Genomic DNA, 20,093 nt, shown 5'->3' with positions numbered 1-20,093 from the left:
AACGGCGAAGGGAGGACGCGAAAACCTAACCTATTTCGGATTTCTGAGATGGATTTCCGTGAGTGAGTAAACCAAACCGGGGATCTCCTCCGCTTCTCCGCCTAATTTGAATTCGATGCGGTTCAGATCGGGATCATTCTCGAATAAGGTGCGTTCTACGGCTTTAAAAGAGGAAGAAAGTAGGGATAATTTTCTGCGGGTGATTTCCTTCGATTTTTCCTCTTCCGTCATTTGGCTAGCGTACGTGTAATCGATCCGGAATTTCATCTCTCCTAGCAATTCTTCAAGGGTGGACTTCCTCATATCCAAAATCAGAAGGTCTCCTCGTTTCCAGATCGCGATGACCGAGTCCTGGAGGTTCGGAAGTTTTTTCAGATTTCTAAAATGAACCGCGTCGTTCGGAACGGAAGGATCGAAGTAGCTGGATTCCCCCACTTCCCCCACGAGAGTGAGAACGTCATGTCGGAAATCTTTCCCGTCCAAAAGCACTTTTCGATGGATGGGAAAGGTTTCTCCTTCCCCATCCGAACCGTAGATCACCACGTCTTTGCGCGGATCCAAGTTCGGCAGATCATAAATGGAAAAAGGAAGAAGAAGTTTGAGAGGATTCTTGCCGGCAAGGATAAAGCCGGTCAAGAAGAGAAGGACCGCGATCCAGGAATAGGATAAAAACAACAGTCTCTTGGCTTGCGCGTTGTTCGAAGGAAGAGTGGCTAAGCCGAAAATCCAGGAATAGAACCGTTCCCATCGTTCCAGAAATTTTTCGAAAACTTCTTTAATCTTTTGCCAATTCATAGGCTCGTATTCCTTCCAGGATACTTTTTGCGATCCGGACTTGTTGCGCCTGGTTCGCAAGCTGTTCGGACTCTTTCCCGCTGGTCAGATAGCCCATCTCCACGAGAATCGCGGGCATTAGGCTTCCCCGAAGAACGGAAAAATCCGCCTTTTTTACCCCTCGGGACAATATCTTGGGAGCGAGCTTTTTTTTCATCTCCGATTCGACGCTGTGAGCCAAAGCCCGACTCCTCCTTTGGATCAGGGAAGAAAGCATCCCCGCTTGGATTTTCCGAATATCCGTTCCTCCTCGACGACCGACGATTTTATTTTCCAAGATCGAGGTTTCTCTGGCGGATTCGGTGGAGGGCGTCTGGGAAAGGTAATAGACCTCGAATCCGTTTACGTCTTCGGAAATCGAAGCGTTGCAATGTAGACTTAAGAAAAGAACGGAACCCCCTTTCTGAGTTTCCTTATTTGCGATATCGGACCTCCTCTCTAGTTCCACGAAATGATCTTCCGAGCGAGTCAAAACGACTCTGACTTCGGGGTACACCTTATTTAGAAATTTTTTCAGGATTCGAGCGACTTGCAAAGAGACGGTTTTTTCCTGGATGCCTTTTCCTGAGGAAGTCCCCGGATCCTTCCCCCCGTGTCCCGCGTCCACGATGATCGAGGCAAGATGCAGCCTTTCGGCTTTCGGCAGGATCTCGAAAGTCAGTTCCGAATCGGAGAATTCGTATTTTACGTCTTCCGAAAGAAGGCGGACAAAGATCGCCTCCACTACTTCCGGGGGGAGTAGAAAATCCTTGTCGCGATATAGAACGGGAAGGTTCGTCTTTTCGAGGCTACCGTTGAAGGAATAAAAAGGGGAACCGATTCGAAAACGAATCTCCCCCGACGGATGAGAGACGGAGCCGACCAGAATGGCCGACTCGAATTTGGTTTGTAAACTCGGGATCCGTTTTCCGATTTCCTCGAAGCGCACATAACGATTCTTTCCGATCGTCGTTATGCGAACTTCGGAAAATAGCGGGGAGCCTCCCGATAGAAAAAGTAGGATCAGTCCCCGAAGAAGGATTTGATTTTTCGCCAAACGGATTCCTTCTTCTTACTTTGATTCTGTTTCGATTCGTTGATGTCGAAAAGGTTTCTCTTTTTCTTATCGTATGTCTGAGGCTGGTTTTGTGAACGGTCTTCGGACTGGAACGATTTGTTGACTCCGCCTTCTTTCGGTTTGCGGTTCTTTCCTTTTTTCTTATTCTTGGGGTTCTTGTCCCTTTTTTCAGCGACAGTGCCCAAAACCGTATCCGCCTTTTGCAGAAATTGTTCCGCTTCCCGAATGGCGGATTCGGGTTTTTTACGTTCGAAACGTCCTTTTCCGCGATCACGGCTTCTATCCTTACCGTCCCGAGGTCCTCTATCTCTATTGTCGTTTTGGAAAGACCCGTTGCGATCTCCCTGTTTTCGATTTCCTCTTCCGTCCCTGGATTGGGGTTGCTTTCCGTTCCTTTGGTGCCTTTCCTTCGGGCCCTGGTCGTACGCGTCTCCGGCCACGAACGGTTCGAACTCTCCTTTGGGAAAATCCAGAAGCTCTTCCTCGACGGGAGTGACTTCTATCTTTTGTCTAAGATAACGTTCTATCTTTTCCAGTTCGTTATAATCGGTTTCCGAGCAAAAGCTGACGGCTTTTCCCAAGCGTCCCGCTCTCGCAGTACGGCCGATCCGGTGGACGTAATTTTCGGTATCCTGGGGAAGGTCGAAATTGAAAACCAAGCCGATGTTTTCCACGTCGATCCCCCGGCTAGCAACGTCCGTCGCGACCATGTATTTGAAACGCCCCGACTTGAAATCTCTCATCAGACGCAGTCTCTTTTTCTGATCCAAATCGGAGGAGATTCCGGTGACGGGAATTCCGTATTTGCGAAGGGTATGAACGATACGAGGGATATTCGCTTTAAAATTCGTGAATATGATTCCTTGGCCGTCCACTTCTGAATCCAAAATCGTGTTCACCATGTAAGGAAGTTTTTCTTCCCGCCCCAAGTGGACCAATTTTTGGTCGATCCGCTCGGTGATGAGTTTGTCCGGATTGATCTGGATCTCGACCGGCTCGTTCATAAAGCGATATGCAAGACGCATAACTTCCACGGATAAAGTGGCCGAAAACAGCAAAGTCTGTTTACGGTTCTTACATTTATGGAGAAGCCAGCGGATATCGTTGATGAATCCCATATCGAGCATTCGGTCCGCTTCATCTAGGACGAAAAATTCGACCTGCTCTAAGTCGGCTGTGCCGCCTCTGGCCAAATCGATCAAGCGTCCGGGTGTAGCGACGATGAGTCCGTTCAGACCTTCTAAATCCCGGTTCTGGGATTTATAATCCGTACCGCCGATGATGGGAACCACCCTGGTATCGGTGTACTTTAGGAGTTTCTCCGCCTCTTCGGAAATCTGAATGACTAGTTCCCGGGTGGGTGCGAGGATCAGCGTGCTGACTCCCTTGATTCCTTTGGTCAGGACATTGTGAATGATCGGAACGAGAAAGGCGACAGTCTTGCCTGTTCCGGTCTGGGCTAATCCGGTGATGTCCTTTCCCTCGATTCCGTGGGGAATGGCCTTTTCCTGGATTGGTGTGAGCTCGACGAAACCGGCTTTTTCAATGGCTTTTTGCAGGTTTGGTTCGAGGTTTAATTCTTCGAATTTCATACTATTTTAATCGCGATTAAATGGAATGTATCCGCGTAGCAGGCGAGGTTCGCATAGCGGACAAATAGAGGACGAGGTAGATATTTTCCTCTCCAACCCTTATCTCTAGTCGGGTGGTAGGACATAGGTTTCTTATATACCGTGCGCCAACCGTACAATTTCAACATTTTTTTCAGGGAATCCGGCGAATAATCCCAAAAATGATCCTTAGGATGCCCGGCAAACCATTCTGTCGGATTTGTCCGGAATGTCGGACCGAACAAGGAAGGTACCCCCAAAAAGAGAAGTCCCCCCGGTCGAACCAAATCCGTCAGTCTTCGAAACACCGCCTCCGCGTCCGAAAAGTGTTCCACTACGAAAAACGCGCAGACTGCGTCGAATTTTTCCTTCGGAAGAAGTTCGTCCGACAAAAAAGATCCGGAGATCACGTTTAAGCCCAAGGTTTTCCGGGCGAAGGCTGCCTCGGTTTCGGAGAGTTCCATCCCCGTTACGGAGTATCCCGCTTTTTTTGCCTCGTCTAAAAAAAAGCCGGCAGCGCATCCGATTTCGAACAAGGTTTTCCCTTTCGGTTTTTGGAATCGGGAAAGAGAAGCCAACCTTCGTCGAGCCAGCTCCCTTAATTGAGGCTCATCTTCGTAATACGTTTTTTTATATTGGTTCTTATATTCCTCTTGGAAATAGGAATCCTCGTATTCTCTTTCTTTTGCCTGTCGGTAGAAATGGATTCCCGTTCGAGAGCAGACGAGATACTCCTCAGGATATTTCGGATGCGGTTTTAAATCGAAGATCGAATCCATTCCTCTACTTTTGTTCTCAGAATTTGCCGGCGTTCTCTAGGGTAAAGAAAAATCCGTCCCCCGTTTCCTCCCGAAAGGGGCTACAAATGAAAATCCGTTTCTAAACTGCTTGAAAAAAAGGGTGCCGAGTCTGTTATAGAAGGAACAGCTTTCCGGAGGGATTACTTCCTTGAACGTTCTTGAAAAAATCAAATCTTTGGGACTAGAGTTTCCCCCCGCTCCGAAAGCGATCGCCGCTTATATACCCGCAAATCGTTCCGGCCGGCTCGTATTCACGTCCGGGCAACTTCCTATGAAAGACGGAAAACTGATCGTTTCGGGAGCGTTAGGATTCGACCTTTTGGTAAGCGACGTCAAGGAAGCCACCGAACAAGCCACCTTAAACGGGTTGGCAGCGATCTCCGCTCTGGTAGGGGGATTGGACAAAATCAAATCCGTCGTCAAAGTGGGTGTTTTTGTGGCCTCTTCTTCCACTTTTTTCGAGCAGCATCTCGTGGCGAATTACGCGTCGAATCTACTTTTGGAATTGTTCGGTGAGTCCGGCAGACACGCTCGCTTTGCGGTCGGTTGCGTAGCTCTTCCGCTCGGTGCTCCCGTAGAAGTAGAAATCACGGCAGAAATAGAATAATCCATGTTTTTTTCCTCCTTTTTGAAGGACCTCGGCCTCGCTTTTCCGGCCATTCCTGTCGTATTGCACGGATGGCAACGTTTCTTTTCGGAATTGTACGGCAGATTTAAGGAGTTCTTCTTCGAAAAATCGGGAAGCGAGAAATTCATTTTCGTCTTCAGTTTTGCCCAACTTCTTTTCAGTCTTTCGAGCTGGGTCGGTTATAGAATCAATCTAGGATCGGAAGAACGAGAGAACATACGGGTTGCCACGAATATATTCTTCATCCTCCCGTCCTTTCTGGTTTTTTTCTTCGGAGGGTTTTGGAGAAGCGACTGGCTTTATAAAGTTTTATTTATCCTTCAGATATTTTTAGGACTTCTCCTTGGACTCGGCTTTTTTATGCCGGACATATTCTTCGTCAGTTTCATTAGCGAATCCGATTACGAGTTCAATTGGAAATTTTATACGTTTGCAGGGATTTGGCTCCTGACCACCCTTCTTGTTTCGGCTTCCAATAGTTCGAAAGAGGCGTTGAGAAGGTAGGCCCCACCCTGCTCTGGGTGGGGGCCGGTGCGGTGGTACCCCGTGCCCGCGCCAGCATCGATCGATTATCAGAATTTTGTGATTTAGGCAAGAAAGTTTTTTTTGCAAATTCTTGTAGGAGGTCCCCAAGAAAAAGAAGTTGTTATAAGAGCGCTTTTATGATAGAGGAACGGACGGCAATTGGCCCACGAGCCCGCCGCCTCCACCCGGACCAGGGCGGGGGCCCTTCAAAAAAACCCTCATATCCCTTGTAGGACTAAGTCCATAATTTTAGAGAAAACTTTCCGAATATCGTCTCTCGCATCTTCGTCGGGAAGAACCTTATGATTCCAGATTTTCAGGCCGAAGCGAATGAAAAAATTATCCAAAAATTCGGATTCTATATGCGTCCGCATGAGCGTCCGGGCCCCTTCCCGATCCCATCTGAGTACGAAATAGGATCCTTTTCCACCGTTCGCTTTTACTAAAGTCTCCGTAAATTCATGGATAATGGATTGGAGGTTTCCCGGAATGAAAAGATTGATCGCCCAACTAGGAGCCAGATATGCGAAAGCTCCGCTTACTTCGAACTTCTCCACCTTGGTCAATTTTAAATTCAGAACACCGGAGGAAGGCGAATTGGAAAATCTGCCGAACAATTGGATGTCCTCGTTTTCCAAAAGCAATCCGTAAAGGTTCGCTTCGAGTGAAGCCTTAACTAAAAAGGGAAATTCCGTCAGGGATGAGAAGGAAAACGCCTCTTCCGGATAAAGATTTCCTTTTGAATCGAAAGGAACGACCTTACCGTCTTTGGTAAAAAAACGGAACTTCAACTCGGCCGTCTTGGACACCAGGCCGAACTGGAGCAAAGTTTTTCCTTGGAGATTCGTGATTCTCGCCTTAACCCAACCTAGATACTTTATGTCGTCTAGATAATCGCCGAGATCCGTAAAATCGGACGCCAAGGATTGCTCCACCGTTCCTTCGAAATTGAATTCGGTAATTCCCTGCCCCTTCCCCTCCTTAGATATGTTAAGTAAAGAGTTCAAGCCGAAGTAATAGTTCAAAAATTTTGCAAGTCCCGGAAAAGAAGAATCGAAATCGTTAAGGACATGTCTCGCTTCATGATCCTTGATTTTTTTGAAAATCAGAGTGGATGGTGCCTGAATCGCGGAGACGTTTTTCGGATCCAAAAACTTCAGTCCAGAATCCATCGCATTTACTCCATGCTTGTGCGTAAAGGGACCTAAGTTGGTGAAAACGTCCAAATTCCCCGAGTAAGAATTTCCGCCGTACGTGGGTTTTGGATTGTGTCTCAGGGAAAATTCCGCGGAAAAATCGCCGAAACTTTGGATCGGAACCTCTTTCATACGGATATTCTCTAGGCTCACTCGGTAACCATCCGGGGCGAATTTTCCCCGATATGTGACAAAATGTCCCCCATCTTCCTTTTGCATGAATTCGGAGTTGAACAGGTTTTTCAGTTCGAACCTCTCCAGGGAGCGATCCAGATATTTGTGGAATTCCAGCGCACGACCGTCGTATTTATTTTTGATCGCCGCAATCTTTAAAAACTGAAAGAACTGGCGAGAAATATTGCGCCCGTCAGGTCCGATTTGATCCGGAATCTCTTTTAAAGAAAGGGCCGTGGATGCGGATCCGGCAACGAGAAGCAGTACAAAACCGAGAGAAACGGCTTGTTTACTTCGAATTCGAATATTCGATTTTTTCTTAATCCCTAACATTCTATCCTCTTTCTCTTTTATAAAACAGTTGTTCTATATAAATTCAGCCGAGACACTCTCAATTTATTCCGGGAGAAGAGTCTGTCAAGTGTATAGCGATCGCTACAAAGACCTTAGGCCCCAAAAAACCGTCGGATTTGTCTTCTTACGATTTTTTCCGTCAGAGAATTTATACACATACTTTAAGACGTTAATTGCAATTTAAAGGCGAATACGTCCAAACACCTAACGAATCTTCAGCTCTATACTCTTTGGTGTAAGTATCTTCGATACAATCCGAATGCGACTTCGCTTATACGACTTCTAAGCGAATTTTGGATAAAAGTCTTTATTTTTTGGCAAAGTTTCGTCTTATTGAAAATCTTATAATCCAAGCTTAATTCATAAACGATGCGGCCGAATTAAAATCTGGATGATCAAGAAATTTAAGGAATAGATAGATGAAATCTTGGTATTCTCGTTTAGGTCTCAAAATAAAACTTACTCTCCTGTTTTCATCCTTGCTACTGCCAATTCTGATGATTCTCGGGCTCTCGCTTCTAAACTCCTCTGCCCGAATTAAAGATATAGAAACCATTCACAACGACAGGCTCATACCGCTAAAACAATTAAAGTCAATATCGGATTATTATGCGATCTCGATTGTGGATTGCGTACATAAAGTGCGTGGCGGTTCAGTCTCCTTCTCTCAAGGGAAAGAGAATATCGCTCAAGCACAAGCGGGAATCAAGAAGGAATGGATGGCGTATCTTTCCACTCAGCTCGTTCCCGAGGAGACGCAGATCATCGAAGAGTTGAAACCGTTGTTTGAAACGGCCGACAAGGTAGTGGAAGAAGGCAAAAAAACGATGGAGGCCGAGGACCAGCAAAAACTGATAGAATTCGCCGAAAACGTACTTTACCCGAATATCGATCCTGTCACGGAAAAGATCGAAAAGCTGATCCAAGTTCAATTGAAGATAACGGAAAGAATCTATACGAAAGCCGAACTAGAATACGAATACAGCATCGGGATATTTACCGTTACTTCCGTAGCTACGATCGTATATATTCTGATCGTCTCCATCACCTTTTCGTTGCGCTTAGTCAAAGGACTTACTACGGTGACTTCTTCCATAAAAAATGCGGATTTCAGTAAGATCATCGACGTGGAACACGACGACAGGAATAAGGACGAACTTTATCTGTTGCTCATCGCCTTCCAGGAATTCCAGGAAAAAGTGAAAAATATGCTGAGCACGATCTTTTCCTTTTCCGAATCCATATTATCCGCTTCCGAGGAACTTTCCAAATCCAGCGATCACCTCTCTTCTAACGCTCAGACGGAATCCGCATCCGCAGAACAAATATCGGCATCCGTCGAGGAAATCAGCGCAGGAATGGAACAGGTGACCCGAAACGCGGAAGAGCAATATTCCTCAATCGCGTCCTTTTCAGGAGAAATGAAAACGTTGGATACTCTGATTAATAGAGTCGGAGATGCCGTCCAGGGTTCCCTACAAAGCGTTTCCGAAATGTATCAAAAAGTGGAAGGCGGAAAGAACACTATGGGTAATCTTTCCGGAAGCATGGGTAAGATCGAAAACAGTTCCGTGGAAATGAGATCCATTACCGCTATCATCAAGGAAATCTCCGAAAAAGTGAACCTTCTCGCTTTGAACGCCGCGATTGAAGCCGCTAGAGCAGGAGAGCACGGACGCGGTTTTGCCGTCGTCGCATCCGAAATCACACGATTAGCGGAGCAGACCGATGAAAGCGCAAAAACCATAGAGGATCTGATAAAAACCAGTAATGCCGAGATCGAATCGGGCAAAGGATTCGTGGAAAACTCCGTTAAAGTCTACGCAGGAATTCTGGACGGTCTTCGATCGATAAAGGAATCCTCCGACAATATCGTTCAGATCATGCAATTGCAGCAGGAAAAAAAGGAAACCATACGGGGCGCGGTACAGTTAGTGGATTCGAAATCCGCGGAAATACGAACCTCCGTTAAGGAACAAAAAGTGGCGATCGTCGAAACCGCAAATGCCGTCGCCAATATATCCGTTACCGTTCAAAGCAGCGCCGCTAATTCCGAGCAGATCGCGGCAAGCGCTTCAGGACTTTTGAATATAGCTAAGAATCTCCGGGAAACCATGAGCTTCCTGAAGGCCTAAATAGCCGTCGATATGCGTTTTTCGACCTACTGTTCCGTCTTGTCCGGCGAGGGAAGCGCATCTATTTTTCGTAATATGTAAAATACGGGGAAGTGTAGAATCAAATCCCAAGTAAGCGAAAGAAAGATCACCGCTATAATCAGAGCCAAACCGAAAAAAGAGGAAATGAAATTCGGAAACGAGGAGAATATATAAAGAACGAAGAAGGGGACGAAAAATACCAGAAAAGAAGTCCACGCGACCTGAAGGTAGTCGGACCTTCTCAGATATTTCCCGAGCGAAGCTAAGCCTTGCGCTACGCTTACCCTGCTGATCAAAATAGGGACCAGGGTGAATAGGATCAGACCGATCGCAAACGGAAGAAGAATATAAAGTCTTTCCAACTCGGGCGGCAAAGGGGTTTTCGGATCCTTAATGTAACTTTCAAGATACGGCTTTAACTTCGGGCTCACGAAAGGACTGACGATAAAATCGATCAGCAGCACCACTGCAAAGCTGAAGAGGATCATCGAAACGAAAAACCGGAGGTAAGAACCCAATTGCACCGGCTTTTCCGGCGTCAAATTCGATCGAATTTCGTAGCCATTCGCGGCGTAAGTGCCGATTACTCCGAAAAAAAGGACGATACCTAACAACAGCGAAAGGCCTGTCCCTCCTTGCAGAGCGGGCTGCAAATACATGAATCCGATCAGGAGAAGGGATCTTATCGTGATTATGTTACGGACTTTCCTAAGAGTTGAAATGAATTGAAGGTATTGTTTAAGCATCTCTCAAAATATCCCGATCAGGATTCGGTTTTTTCTCCCACACGTCGTCCGGCAAAATCGCATTAACTCTTCTTTCTGGAAAAGGTTTTTAACGCCCGCCTATACCGAAAATAGAAACATCGGCGCCGGAATCAAGTCGGACATGATCGTTTAGAGATCTTTCCTTCCGTTTCGCGAATCAGGGGGATATGATGATACGGATCGGATTTCCTTTCCGATCTTCCAGATCCCTCAATCCGGAATTGATCTCCTGCAAACCTAGGATGCCTGTAATGGATTTGGAAAGATTCAACTTACCCGTAACGTACAAATCGATCAGTTCCGGGATAGCTCTCCTGTCCGAACCGTAGGAGCCTGCGATCGTAATCTGCTTCTCGATGATCGAAAACGGGATCGCGAACGTAAGAGGATCCCTCCCGATCCCTACCATAACCATTCTTCCTCCGGAGTTCATCGCTCTTAAAGATTCTTGAATATTCGAAGTCCTCCCGGAAAAATCGGCCAAAACGTCTACCCCTTTGGAAATTTCCTTCAACGCTTTTCCGGCGTTTTTTACTTCCTTCAGATTTATCGCCTCGTCGGCACCGTACGCTAACGCGTTCTCCAGAGCTCCTCTATCCACATCCAAAGCGATGACTTTGCCGCTCGTTAAGGCTCTCGCAATCGCGACACCGTGAATCCCCAATCCCCCGCACCCGAAGACTGCCACATTCTCGCCGTCCTGAATCCTTCCCCGGAACTTGATCGCATTATAGGGAGTCGAAACGGCATCGGCCAATATAGCCCCCTGCTCGAACGGAATTTTGTCCGGTAGCGAGTAAAGGTATCTCTCCTCTACCACGTTATATTCCGCAAAACTTCCTTCTCGATCGAAACCGAAGACTCCCAAATTCTTGCAGAGATTTTCACGTCCGTTCAGGCAATGTGCGCACTCACCGCAACTTGTTCCCGCTGCGATCACTACTCTATCACCTTTTTTGAATTTACTTACCGACTCTCCCGTTTCTTCCACGACTCCCGAAGCTTCGTGCCCCGGAATCTGGGGGTAATGACTACATTTCAGAGTTCCGTGCAAAACGAGATGAACGTCGGACCCGCAGATTCCGCACGCCTTTATCCTTACCTTAACCGAAGTGGGTCCCAAACGGGGAACTTCGACTTCCCGAATTTCTAAAGTTCTTTTACCGGATTCCAATACTGCGGCTTTCATAAAAACTCCAATCCAAACGCTACGTAGAATAGAATCCCGGAAACTCCGGTCAAGGGATTCTCGCGCCTGAATTCCTCGGAACGCCACGATCGTTTGCGGGGAAAACCATCTGTGAAAAATTTCGGACGGGCTCAGTCGTTCGGGACTTAGCGGTGTTCGGTCGTATCCTTCCGGAACGCGGAAACGATTTCCTCCTTGTCCCGTTTTCAAAAGGGTTTTCCATGGTACTGCAAGTCATCCTTTCGTATTATTAAAGGAAATACCCTATGGTAGAAGAACAGATCTATCGGCAAATCAAAGCCAGTCAGAACGGACAGGATTGGCATCATACGAATTGCTTCGGTTGCGGGCCGGACAATCCCAAAGGACTGCACGCGAGCTTTCCCTTTCATGAAGCGTCGGGAGAAGTTAGGTTCAGTTTCGTAATGGAAAAAGGTTTTGAAGGCGCGCCGGGATTCACCCACGGAGGCGCCTTAGCCACGCTGATGGACGAGGCCCAAGGAGTACTTTGTTTTCACCTCGGGCATTTCGTCATGACGGACCAACTCTACATGAGGTATCTCAAAGCCTGTCCGCTCGGAGCGGAAATAGAAGTCCGGTGTTGGGTCACTATGGTGCGCAGGAGAAGATTGTATACCAAGGGAACGGTCCATCTCAAGAAGACCGGGGAACTATTGCTTTCTTCCAAAGCGCGTTGGTACGACATGCCTGAAAAAGTCTTTGCAAGGATGTTCCAAGGTACATCCTTTCCGATAAAGATGATCGCGCAGGTTCTGGAAGAGAATCAAAAGCGCGGAAAAGAGATCCGGAAACGACTCAAAAAAGAAAGGGCAAGACAGGAAGGAAAATAAGCGAATTCCAATATTCAAAACGTGAAATACCTGTCTAATAAATCAGCCAAAAAGGAGAAAGCGATTGATCGAATTATATACCGCAGGAACGCCGAACGGAAGAAAGGTTTCCATCATGCTGGAAGAAACCGGACTTCCCTATTCCGTCCGAGCCATGGACCTGGGCAAACTGGAGCAAAAAGAGGATTGGTTCCTAAAACTAAATCCGAACGGTCGAATCCCCGCGATCGTGGATAAGGATAACGGCGACTTTGCCGTATTCGAATCCGGGGCCATACTGATTTATCTTGCGGAAAAGACGGGTAAATTTCTTTCCAAGGATCCTAAACAAAGATCCGTAACTTTGCAATGGCTGATGTTTCAGATGGGCGGCGTAGGTCCTATGCAAGGACAGGCGAATTTTTTTCTAAGGTATGCGACCGAAAAAATTCCCTTTGCCATACAAAGATACCAGAACGAAACCCGACGCCTATATTCCGTTTTGGAAAAGCGTCTTCACGAATCGGAGTATCTGGCGGGATCGGAACTTTCCATAGCGGACATTGCGACTTGGCCCTGGGTTTACGGACATACCTATTCGGAAGTTTCTCTGGACGATTTTCCGAAGCTAAAAGAATGGCAGGATAAACTTGGAACTCGTCCGGCCTTTCAGAAAGGAAAAGAAGTCCCGGTAAAGGCTTAAAAGAACGAGAACGTCGGGAAGATTTCCCGGCGTCCTCTACGTTATCGTTCACTTCCTGGCGGCGTCGATGGAGGCGCCCACCGTAACTGAAACGAAAAGGATCATAAAGTATCTAAGTCCGATCTGAACGAAATAATCGCCTAGATTCATTTTGGACATCGGCACCAAAATCAACAGATCCAAACCTAGATTTTCCGCCAACCAGACCAAGCCGATTGCGACGAAGGTTTGGAACGCCGGAAGAGCGACGCGCTTTGCCATAAGAAATAAAAAAACGCATCCGGATGCTCCCCCGACCAGAAGCATCACCGTCTTAAATAGAAAAATATCTCCCCGCAATTTCCCTTCCGGAGTATAAAACCCGAAAGCCACTATAAACGGAATCAACCATACCAAAAAACCGAATAAAAGAATCCTAATTGTATTGCTTTTCACGAAACGAACCTCCGAAACGCGGCTCAGTTCAACGCAAGAGAGCCCGGTGTCCATCCAAAATCGTCAATTCGGACCGGTAGGAAGACGGACTTTAAAAGTGGTTCTTCCGGATTCGGATTCCACATGAATCGTACCCTTATTCTGCTCCAGGATCTTACGGCAAATATCCAAGCCGAGACCGCTCCCTTCCCCCTGAGGTTTTGTGGTAAAGAAAGGTTCGAAGATTCTCTCCCGAATCTCCGCGGGAATTCCCGGTCCGTCATCGGTTATGAGCACGTCCAAAAATCCTGCCTGAGGGCGCGTTTCCAATTCCAAACGTCCCTTATAGGAAATGGCTTGGAACGCATTATTGATAAGGTTGGCCCAAACCTGGGTCAACTGATCGGCTTGTCCGAACGCGATCGAAGGATCATGGAACTTTCGAACGATTTCCACGCCTTGCTTTACTTTACCGTAATATAAGGTAAGAACCAGTTCCAACTGTTCCCTCACGTCCACTTCGGTCGCTCCGGAATGATCCTGATAGATATACATCTTTAACGCGCGTATGACCTGGGAAGCTTTGTTTGCCGCCTCCCGAATCACATTACTATGTCGGAATATTCCAGAAAGATGAACCGCATTCCCCACGATCACCGGGAATCTTTCCTTATCGGCACCGGTGATCATTTCGGACAAATCCTGTCCCTGGATTCCCAGCTCGGCCAAATTGTCCGCCAAGGAATCCGCCTTGACGAAACCTTCCTGCTTCAATCTATCCCTGATTTGCTTCCGCTTTTTCCTTTCTTCCGCGGAGTCGTAGAATTCCGGCAATACGCTCCCTTTGAAAAACAACATTTTCCAAAAGTTTTTCTCTTCTTCGTCGAATAGGGAAAATTCCTTCAATAACGTTTCCCACGTGTCCCTAAAAACGGACTGAATCCCTTCATTCGAAGAGATAATGGCTCCTAACGGCGTATTCACTTCGTGAGCGATCCCGGCGATCAACTGTCCGAGAACGGCCATTTTCTCGGATTGCACAAGTTGCCCTTGGGTCGATTTTAATTCGATCAAAGCGTTCTTCAAATTTCGAATCGTACTTTCTAGATGACTATTACTCGCGTTTAACTGTTCCGTACGGAGGGAAACCTTGATCTCCAATTCCTCGTTCAGTCTTTTTATCTGTTCTTCGGATTTTTTCCTTTCCGAAACGTCCCGTACGATGGCCTGGATCGAATCCGTGTCGCCGAATCTGACCGAATTCAGGGTCACTTCCGCGGCAAAATTCGTCCCGTCCTTTCTACAATGAGTCCATTCGAAGGTTTGGGGCAGACCGGCCATCGCCATCCCGATTTTGTGCATGGCCGCTTCCGCGGAATTGGATCCGTCAGGTTGGAACTCCGGGGAAAAATCCACGGGAGAATGTCCGATAATCTCCTCTTTCTTGCAGCCGAATATCTCTTCCGTCCTGGGATTGCAGTCCAAAAAAATCCGGCCGTCAAAGATGAAAATCGCGTCTCCCGCCGCCTCGAACAAGGTTCTGAATTTACGTTCATTTTCTCGGAGCGCCCTTTGCATCTCGGCCCGCTTCACCAAAGTCTCAGCCAATCTGCGCTCCGTACGTTTCTTTTCCGTAATGTCTTCGAAAGTCAGCACGAGTCCGTCCACCGACTCGTGCTCGTCCAATATAGGAGCGACCTTTACGTGTACCTGAAAAGATGATTCGGGTAAGGAGGTGAAATAAGGCCCTTCGTATTCATAGGTCTCCCCCGAATATGCATGAGTCAACACGTTGACTAGGTTATCGTCCCTGAAATTGGTAAACGAGGATCCGATCAGGTCTTCCGCCCGCATCCCCAAAATCTTCAAAGCGGCATCGTTCGCATCCACGACTTCCCCTCTCCGATTGAAAATAATCAAACCGATGGGAGATTGTTCGAAAATCGTGCGATAAACTTTATCCTGCGAGCGGTCCATGAAAAATCCTAAAGAGATGACGCGGCTTTATACCGTACTATATTTTTTATTCTATGACAATCCAGTATATTTTCGGATCCGACTATGTCGGCAAGAGAGTGATGAGGCATAAATTCAGTTCGACAGAGAAGAATACGGGTTTTATTCTTCGTCCCATGCCGAGTAAGCGAACTCTCTCATTTTTCTTATTCTCGATATTTCTTATCGGTTGCTCCGGTAAAACCGATACTTTCGGGCCTAGAGTATTGAAGGCTGACAATGCCAGCTCGGGAGTTGTCGTTTTCGTTCCCGGTTATAAGGGATCAGAATTGGTATCTTCGTCCGGAAAGCGACTGTGGCTCGGACCTTCCCAAGCCTTAGCGTTTTCTACGCCGGATTTGTCCCTTAAAGACGGGGACGGAATCATGGCCGGCGATATTCTCTCTTCCGTTACTGCAATTCCAGGAATCCTAGACGTTAAAGTATATTCTCCTTGGTTAAAGCGTTTAGAATCGGAGGCGGGTCTGACTTCTTACGTGTTTCCATACGATTGGAGAAAGGACAACGGAAGTACTTCGCTTTTGCTCGAGACCTTTTTGGAGCGGGTAAAAAAAGAATCGGGGGGAAAGGCTTCCGTCGTGGTGGGACATAGCAACGGGGGAACCCTTACGTTGAGCGTCCTCAACCGAAGGCCGGACCTGGTCTCAAAGGCGGTTTTTGTAGGAGCTCCTTTTCATTCCGGAATCGGTTTCTTGGAAGACTTGATGCTTCCGCAATCAACGGGATTGAACGGAAAAATCGCGGATCCATGCGTCGTTTCCACGTTTGCAAGCGTGTATACTTTTTTTCCGCGGGAGGCAAGTTTCGACACTCGCGATGTTTTGAGTGATACGAACGGAAAATTCATGGAGAATCGATTTTTCCGGGCCGCTTTTTGGAAGGAACACGAACTGGGTCCGTTTAGCAAGACTGCTTCCTGCTCGAACCTACCGGAGGAAAAAGAATTCCAGAACCGCTTGGACCGGGCAAAGACATTTCGAGACTCCCTGACAACCAAAACGGAAAAAATTCGGCCTTCCGTATTGGTCGTTCGGGCCGTAAATCGACCCACTCTTCGCGTACTTTACGGGGAAAAAACGACCGAAGGATGGAAATGGGACTTCGCTAAAGCCAAAAGAACGAACGGCGACGGAAGAGTGACCGCCGAAAGCGCCCTGCCTCCCCCCGGAATCGAATACGAACTCTTCGAATCGGAAGCGGAACATTCCAAACTTTTGAGCGATACGAAAGTGCAGGACAGGATCCTCGAATTCAGCCGATCCAGGTGAGGAAGTTTTGGGTCCGCGGGTCCGCCGCGAATTTCGACGAACTGTAACTATTTTTTCGATAAAAACCCGCGCCTATTGGCCTTCCGATCGGAGAACCGAATGTTTGAATCCGGGGATCTGCCACGTCTATCTTATTAGGGAGAAAGATCCCGATTTTCGATTTTTCATAGGCCGTTCGTACATCATGGATTTAAAAGAACAAAATTCAAGGGAGATAAACTGGATAGCTGATCCGGTGCAAAGGTTTCAACTAGTCAAAACCTACTTATTGAATCATACCGTTTCCATCAAAAAGCCCCCTTATTTTTTCGAGGCGATCGTCGCCGAAAGTTTCGAAAAGGAAAATCTGCTATTGATCCATATTCCTACCGGAATCAAACTCGTAAAAGGGGAATCGATTTCCTTTTTCAAGACTTTTGCGAAGTACCTCCAGCTCGATTGCGTTTTCGAGAAGGAATATGAAGAATACAACTATCTTTTTAGACTAGTGAACATAGGGATCACGGAAACCGCCCGGGAAGAAGACAGGATTCCCGTACCGTCGGAAGTGGCCTTTGCCAGCAATCTCGTGACCTATAAATTCTTTCCGGGAGATAAAAAGGAAAAAATCCCGAACATAGTAGCGGAGCTCTTTTCCAAATACCAGGAAAAATTAAGGGAAGGCAATTTTCCCAATTTGCGCATCGATAAGTTCGGATTCGTCTCGAACCGCAAATTGGAGGTGGTGCGAAAAACGCAAAAAATCCTCTACATTCACGATTCCTCCGACCCGGAAAATTTTCGTTCTAAGGATCCTTCCTTGATCGACTTCGAAAAGGAAATCGTTTCCGACATTCCATCGGCAATACAGACTTATAACAACGAGAATATAAAGTCGGAAGTCGTTATTCCGATCGTTTATAGCGACGATCATTGCGAACCCTTCCCGTTAGGCGTAATCTCTCTTCATAGTTCGGAGAAAAATATTTCGGAAGAGGAAATGAAGGAACTCACCTCCGTTGCGAACGAAATCACGGACGTCATCAGGACCTGGAACACATTCCGGACCACGACCTCGTATAAGATCCTGGACATTTCCAAGAAAGGAATGTGCGTTCGGATTCAGGACAAGAAGTTGGCCGATTTGCTCCCGAAATTCAAAACGATAGAATTGGATATCCTTTTCAAAAAGCAGCGACCTCTTCCCGTTTCCGGAGAGATCCGTTGGTGGAAAAAAGACGAAAAAGGGGCTTTAATCCTAGGTCTTGAATTCCACAAAAAGCCGGAAAAGGCATTGGAGACGAAAAGGCTCGAAAAGAATACGGACATTCTGACGCAGCAGTTCAAGAAAATCATCAGTAAACGTGTCTCTTAAAAGACATCGATATGCGACGACATTAAAACAGGGTTCGATCTGGTTTTTCCGGCAAGTGAGGAACGTTATTCACCGAAACGGGCAGATATCTTCCCCTGACCCAACGGAACGTACTTAAGGAAGTGTTCCAAATCCAGGGCATCCAGTCGAAACTTCCCGTATCCTGCCGGAGTATCTTTTTCAGCACCAGCGAGATGGGAGTCCCCGAAGTAAAGACGAAGGTTCTCTCCTTATCAGACGGTGAAAACCATCTTTCACAGGACTCCGACACACGGCATTCGAAATCGGAATAAGATTCTATTCCGGGAGGAGTTTCCTCTCCTCTTCTCCAAGCGACCAAAATCTCTTCCGTTAATTTGAAAAAGAGCGCCGCCGAGCGAATTCCTCCCTGAAGTTTCACTTTCGCAAATTGGGAAAGACTACGGTGGAAGTCCGGATTTTTTTCGGACAATATCTTCGCGTAGGCGCTCCACAATTCAGGGCTGAATTCGTTCCAACCGGAATCCCGAAGAACCAAGGATTCTTCCTCTCGGGCTTTCAAAAGTCTCCGATCCACGGAACGCAGACCGTCCAAAAAAGATTCGGCGGTTTCCTTATGCCTTCTCAAGCTCCCGGTGACGATCCGATCCGGAATGTCCCCGTTTTCTCCCATATACTTTCCCAATAGAAAGGATTGTTTCTTTCCGTGGTCCGTTAGAAGATCGTAATCTTCTCCCCGGGAGTTCGCTTGGCCGTGTCGGATTAGATAAACTACGGACATGGGTCCCTAGTCTTCTGTAGTAAAACGAGGATTGGTGATCTCCACCTTCTCCTTCACGCTTTCCTTTACATGCTCCCAAAAATCCCGGTCTTCCACAGATCTTTTCTCTTTTCGGATCCGGTCCCGTAACTCCATATTCCAGGAAGCGGCAAGAACCTTCTTCTCGTTCAACGTGCTTAACGGTGTCCGTATTTCCTTTTTGAGCAGCTTTGCAAGGCGGACGATTTCCTTTTCCAAAAGCTCTTCCCCGGATCGGATTTCACGGGAAATCACTCCCAACATATTCCAACTGACCAGGGTTTTATAAGAAAGCAAATCCCGATCCCTAAATTCGGGAAGAACCTCCTTCATCAAAAAATCCTGAATCGCTTCCAATAATTCCGTACTAGTAGGTTTATCCTGCATACTCCCCTCTTAGGATAACGATTCCTCGATCAGACGCATCGCTTCGTATTCCATTTCGCCCGCCCTTCTGCCGATCGCGGCAAGCTCGATTCCCTTATCCTTTCCCGATAAGTGACGTTCGGACTGGCCGATGCAGCCTATTGCCCATCGCAGATTGCCCATCACTTCCCAATAGGTCACTTTTTTGGGATCCAAAGTCACTCCGGCCGATTTTTCATACGCCTCGTAAAATTCGGAACGGTCCGCAAACCCTCCCGCTTCCTTGTTCAACTTTCCGAAACGCCAATCCCTCATACAAAGCCAGGTTAGGTCCTCGTGACGATCTCCCCAATGCGCGAATTCCCAATCCACGATCCCTTGGAGTCCCTCCGGGGTTACCATAAAGTTCCCCGTCCTAAAATCCCCGTGAACGAGAACGATCCTGTCGCTCGCGAGAGCGTTCTTTTCCAACCAATTCAGGATCATTTCCATGGCAGGATAAGGTTCTTTCATCCCTTCCAATTGGTTCCTCAAGTTTTGAACCGATCCGGACGCAACGACCATGTCGTCCAGATCCTGCCCAAGAGAGAGAGTCTTTCGCAATGATTCGTCTTTGCAGGTTTCCGGAGATACCGAATGGATCTTGGCGAGGTTTTCCGCGAGCTCGCTCGTGAGTTGTTTCCGGATCTTATTCAGACTGGGATCTTTGACCACGAATCTTCCCGTCGCCTTGCCGGAGATCCTTCTCATAAAATAAAAGGGATTGCCCGTGACCTCCGGATCCGTTTCCAGCCAAAAAGGTTCCGGAGTTTTTACGCCGGCTTCAAACGCCATTTTACAGACTTTAAATTCGTCTATCCTAGACAGGGAGGCCAAAAGCGCCGCGCCTTTGTCCGTTCTATAAACCGTCTGGTAAGTTCCTTTTTCCTTTCCTTCCGCGACTATGATATCCGCGGAAAAGTTCTCTTGGCAAGCTCCTCCCGAAAGCGAGATCATATTAGAAATCTCTACTTTTCCTTTTAGCCTTCCTCCGAGATAGGTTTCGAGTCTCTCTTTTAATTCCGAATCCTTCAC

At 47.2% G+C, this 20,093-nt stretch carries 19 protein-coding genes; 7 read left to right on the top strand and 12 right to left on the bottom strand.

The window, feature by feature from the left end:
- Positions 1–30: 30 nt before the first annotated feature.
- From EHO61_RS14570 to EHO61_RS14555, 4 genes are read right to left on the bottom strand one after another with little or no spacing between them, the layout of a single operon-like run.
- Positions 31–795 carry an LIC_10740 family protein gene (locus tag EHO61_RS14570; protein WP_135814305.1) on the bottom strand — a complete coding sequence of 255 codons (765 nt, stop codon included), beginning with the start codon at positions 793–795 and terminating at the stop codon, positions 31–33.
- On the bottom strand, positions 776–1,870 hold the full coding sequence (locus EHO61_RS14565) for an N-acetylmuramoyl-L-alanine amidase family protein (protein WP_135814304.1): 1,095 nt from the start codon (positions 1,868–1,870) through the stop codon (positions 776–778). The genes EHO61_RS14570 and EHO61_RS14565 overlap by 20 nt, the downstream gene beginning before the upstream one ends.
- Positions 1,837–3,483, bottom strand: coding sequence for a DEAD/DEAH box helicase (locus EHO61_RS14560; RefSeq protein ID WP_135814303.1), 1,647 nt, complete (start codon positions 3,481–3,483; stop codon positions 1,837–1,839). Before EHO61_RS14560 ends, EHO61_RS14565 begins: the two co-directional genes overlap by 34 nt.
- On the bottom strand, positions 3,480–4,280 hold the full coding sequence (locus tag EHO61_RS14555) for a class I SAM-dependent methyltransferase (protein ID WP_135814302.1): 801 nt from the start codon (positions 4,278–4,280) through the stop codon (positions 3,480–3,482). Before EHO61_RS14555 ends, EHO61_RS14560 begins: the two co-directional genes overlap by 4 nt.
- Before the next feature lie 169 nt (positions 4,281–4,449).
- Between EHO61_RS14555 and EHO61_RS14550 the strand changes: the two genes are divergently transcribed.
- Complete coding sequence (locus tag EHO61_RS14550) at positions 4,450–4,908, top strand: RidA family protein (protein ID WP_135814301.1); 459 nt, start codon at positions 4,450–4,452, stop codon at positions 4,906–4,908.
- Between the two features lie 3 nt (positions 4,909–4,911).
- Complete coding sequence (locus EHO61_RS14545; protein ID WP_135814300.1) at positions 4,912–5,433, top strand: hypothetical protein; 522 nt, start codon at positions 4,912–4,914, stop codon at positions 5,431–5,433.
- Between the two features lie 239 nt (positions 5,434–5,672).
- Here the strand turns inward: EHO61_RS14545 and EHO61_RS14540 are convergent, their stop codons facing one another.
- Entirely contained in the window at positions 5,673–7,157 is a 1,485-nt protein-coding gene (locus tag EHO61_RS14540; protein WP_135814299.1) for a hypothetical protein, read from the bottom strand.
- Positions 7,158–7,597: 440 nt separating this feature from the next.
- Here EHO61_RS14540 and EHO61_RS14535 point away from each other — a divergent pair, with 440 nt between their 5' ends.
- Positions 7,598–9,313: a methyl-accepting chemotaxis protein gene (locus EHO61_RS14535; RefSeq protein WP_135814298.1), complete on the top strand. Its 1,716-nt coding sequence runs from the start codon at positions 7,598–7,600 to the stop codon at positions 9,311–9,313.
- Positions 9,314–9,339: 26 nt separating this feature from the next.
- Here the strand turns inward: EHO61_RS14535 and EHO61_RS14530 are convergent, their stop codons facing one another.
- The gene (locus EHO61_RS14530; RefSeq protein ID WP_135814297.1) at positions 9,340–10,080 is read right to left on the bottom strand and encodes a hypothetical protein; all 741 of its coding nucleotides are present in this window, start codon (positions 10,078–10,080) and stop codon (positions 9,340–9,342) included.
- 178 nt (positions 10,081–10,258) lie between these two features.
- Positions 10,259–11,290, bottom strand: coding sequence for a zinc-binding dehydrogenase (locus EHO61_RS14525; RefSeq protein WP_135814296.1), 1,032 nt, complete (start codon positions 11,288–11,290; stop codon positions 10,259–10,261).
- A 266-nt stretch (positions 11,291–11,556) separates the two neighbouring features.
- Between EHO61_RS14525 and EHO61_RS14520 the strand changes: the two genes are divergently transcribed.
- A complete protein-coding gene (locus tag EHO61_RS14520) occupies positions 11,557–12,141 on the top strand; it encodes a PaaI family thioesterase (protein ID WP_135769194.1) in 585 nt (194 codons plus the stop codon).
- Between the two features lie 64 nt (positions 12,142–12,205).
- Positions 12,206–12,823, top strand: a complete 618-nt coding sequence (locus EHO61_RS14515; RefSeq protein WP_135814295.1) for a glutathione S-transferase family protein — start codon at positions 12,206–12,208, stop codon at positions 12,821–12,823.
- A gap of 48 nt (positions 12,824–12,871) precedes the next feature.
- On the opposite strand, the gene EHO61_RS14510 is transcribed toward EHO61_RS14515, so the two are convergent.
- Positions 12,872–13,258, bottom strand: coding sequence for a hypothetical protein (locus EHO61_RS14510; RefSeq protein ID WP_135814294.1), 387 nt, complete (start codon positions 13,256–13,258; stop codon positions 12,872–12,874).
- Positions 13,259–13,321: 63 nt separating this feature from the next.
- Positions 13,322–15,214, bottom strand: a complete 1,893-nt coding sequence (locus EHO61_RS14505; RefSeq protein WP_135814293.1) for a PAS domain-containing sensor histidine kinase — start codon at positions 15,212–15,214, stop codon at positions 13,322–13,324.
- Between the two features lie 53 nt (positions 15,215–15,267).
- Between EHO61_RS14505 and EHO61_RS14500 the strand changes: the two genes are divergently transcribed.
- Together EHO61_RS14500 and EHO61_RS14495 are read left to right on the top strand one after the other, a co-directional pair.
- Positions 15,268–16,521, top strand: a complete 1,254-nt coding sequence (locus tag EHO61_RS14500; RefSeq protein ID WP_246032156.1) for an alpha/beta hydrolase — start codon at positions 15,268–15,270, stop codon at positions 16,519–16,521.
- 235 nt (positions 16,522–16,756) lie between these two features.
- Complete coding sequence (locus EHO61_RS14495) at positions 16,757–17,875, top strand: PilZ domain-containing protein (RefSeq protein WP_246032155.1); 1,119 nt, start codon at positions 16,757–16,759, stop codon at positions 17,873–17,875.
- A 22-nt stretch (positions 17,876–17,897) separates the two neighbouring features.
- On the opposite strand, the gene EHO61_RS14490 is transcribed toward EHO61_RS14495, so the two are convergent.
- Genes EHO61_RS14490 through EHO61_RS14480 form a run of 3 tightly spaced genes read right to left on the bottom strand, consistent with a single transcriptional unit; the run spans position 17,898 to position 20,093 of the window.
- Positions 17,898–18,635: a histidine phosphatase family protein gene (locus tag EHO61_RS14490; RefSeq protein WP_135814290.1), complete on the bottom strand. Its 738-nt coding sequence runs from the start codon at positions 18,633–18,635 to the stop codon at positions 17,898–17,900.
- Positions 18,636–18,641: 6 nt separating this feature from the next.
- Positions 18,642–19,040 carry a DUF6285 domain-containing protein gene (locus EHO61_RS14485; RefSeq protein WP_135814289.1) on the bottom strand — a complete coding sequence of 133 codons (399 nt, stop codon included), beginning with the start codon at positions 19,038–19,040 and terminating at the stop codon, positions 18,642–18,644.
- Positions 19,041–19,049: 9 nt separating this feature from the next.
- Positions 19,050–20,093, bottom strand: coding sequence for a phosphotransferase family protein (locus EHO61_RS14480; RefSeq protein WP_135814288.1), 1,044 nt, complete (start codon positions 20,091–20,093; stop codon positions 19,050–19,052).

Origin of the sequence: Leptospira fluminis, assembly GCF_004771275.1 — a bacterium.
Lineage (GTDB): Bacteria > Spirochaetota > Leptospiria > Leptospirales > Leptospiraceae > Leptospira_B > Leptospira_B fluminis.
This window is presented reverse-complemented; position numbering and strand designations above follow the sequence as displayed.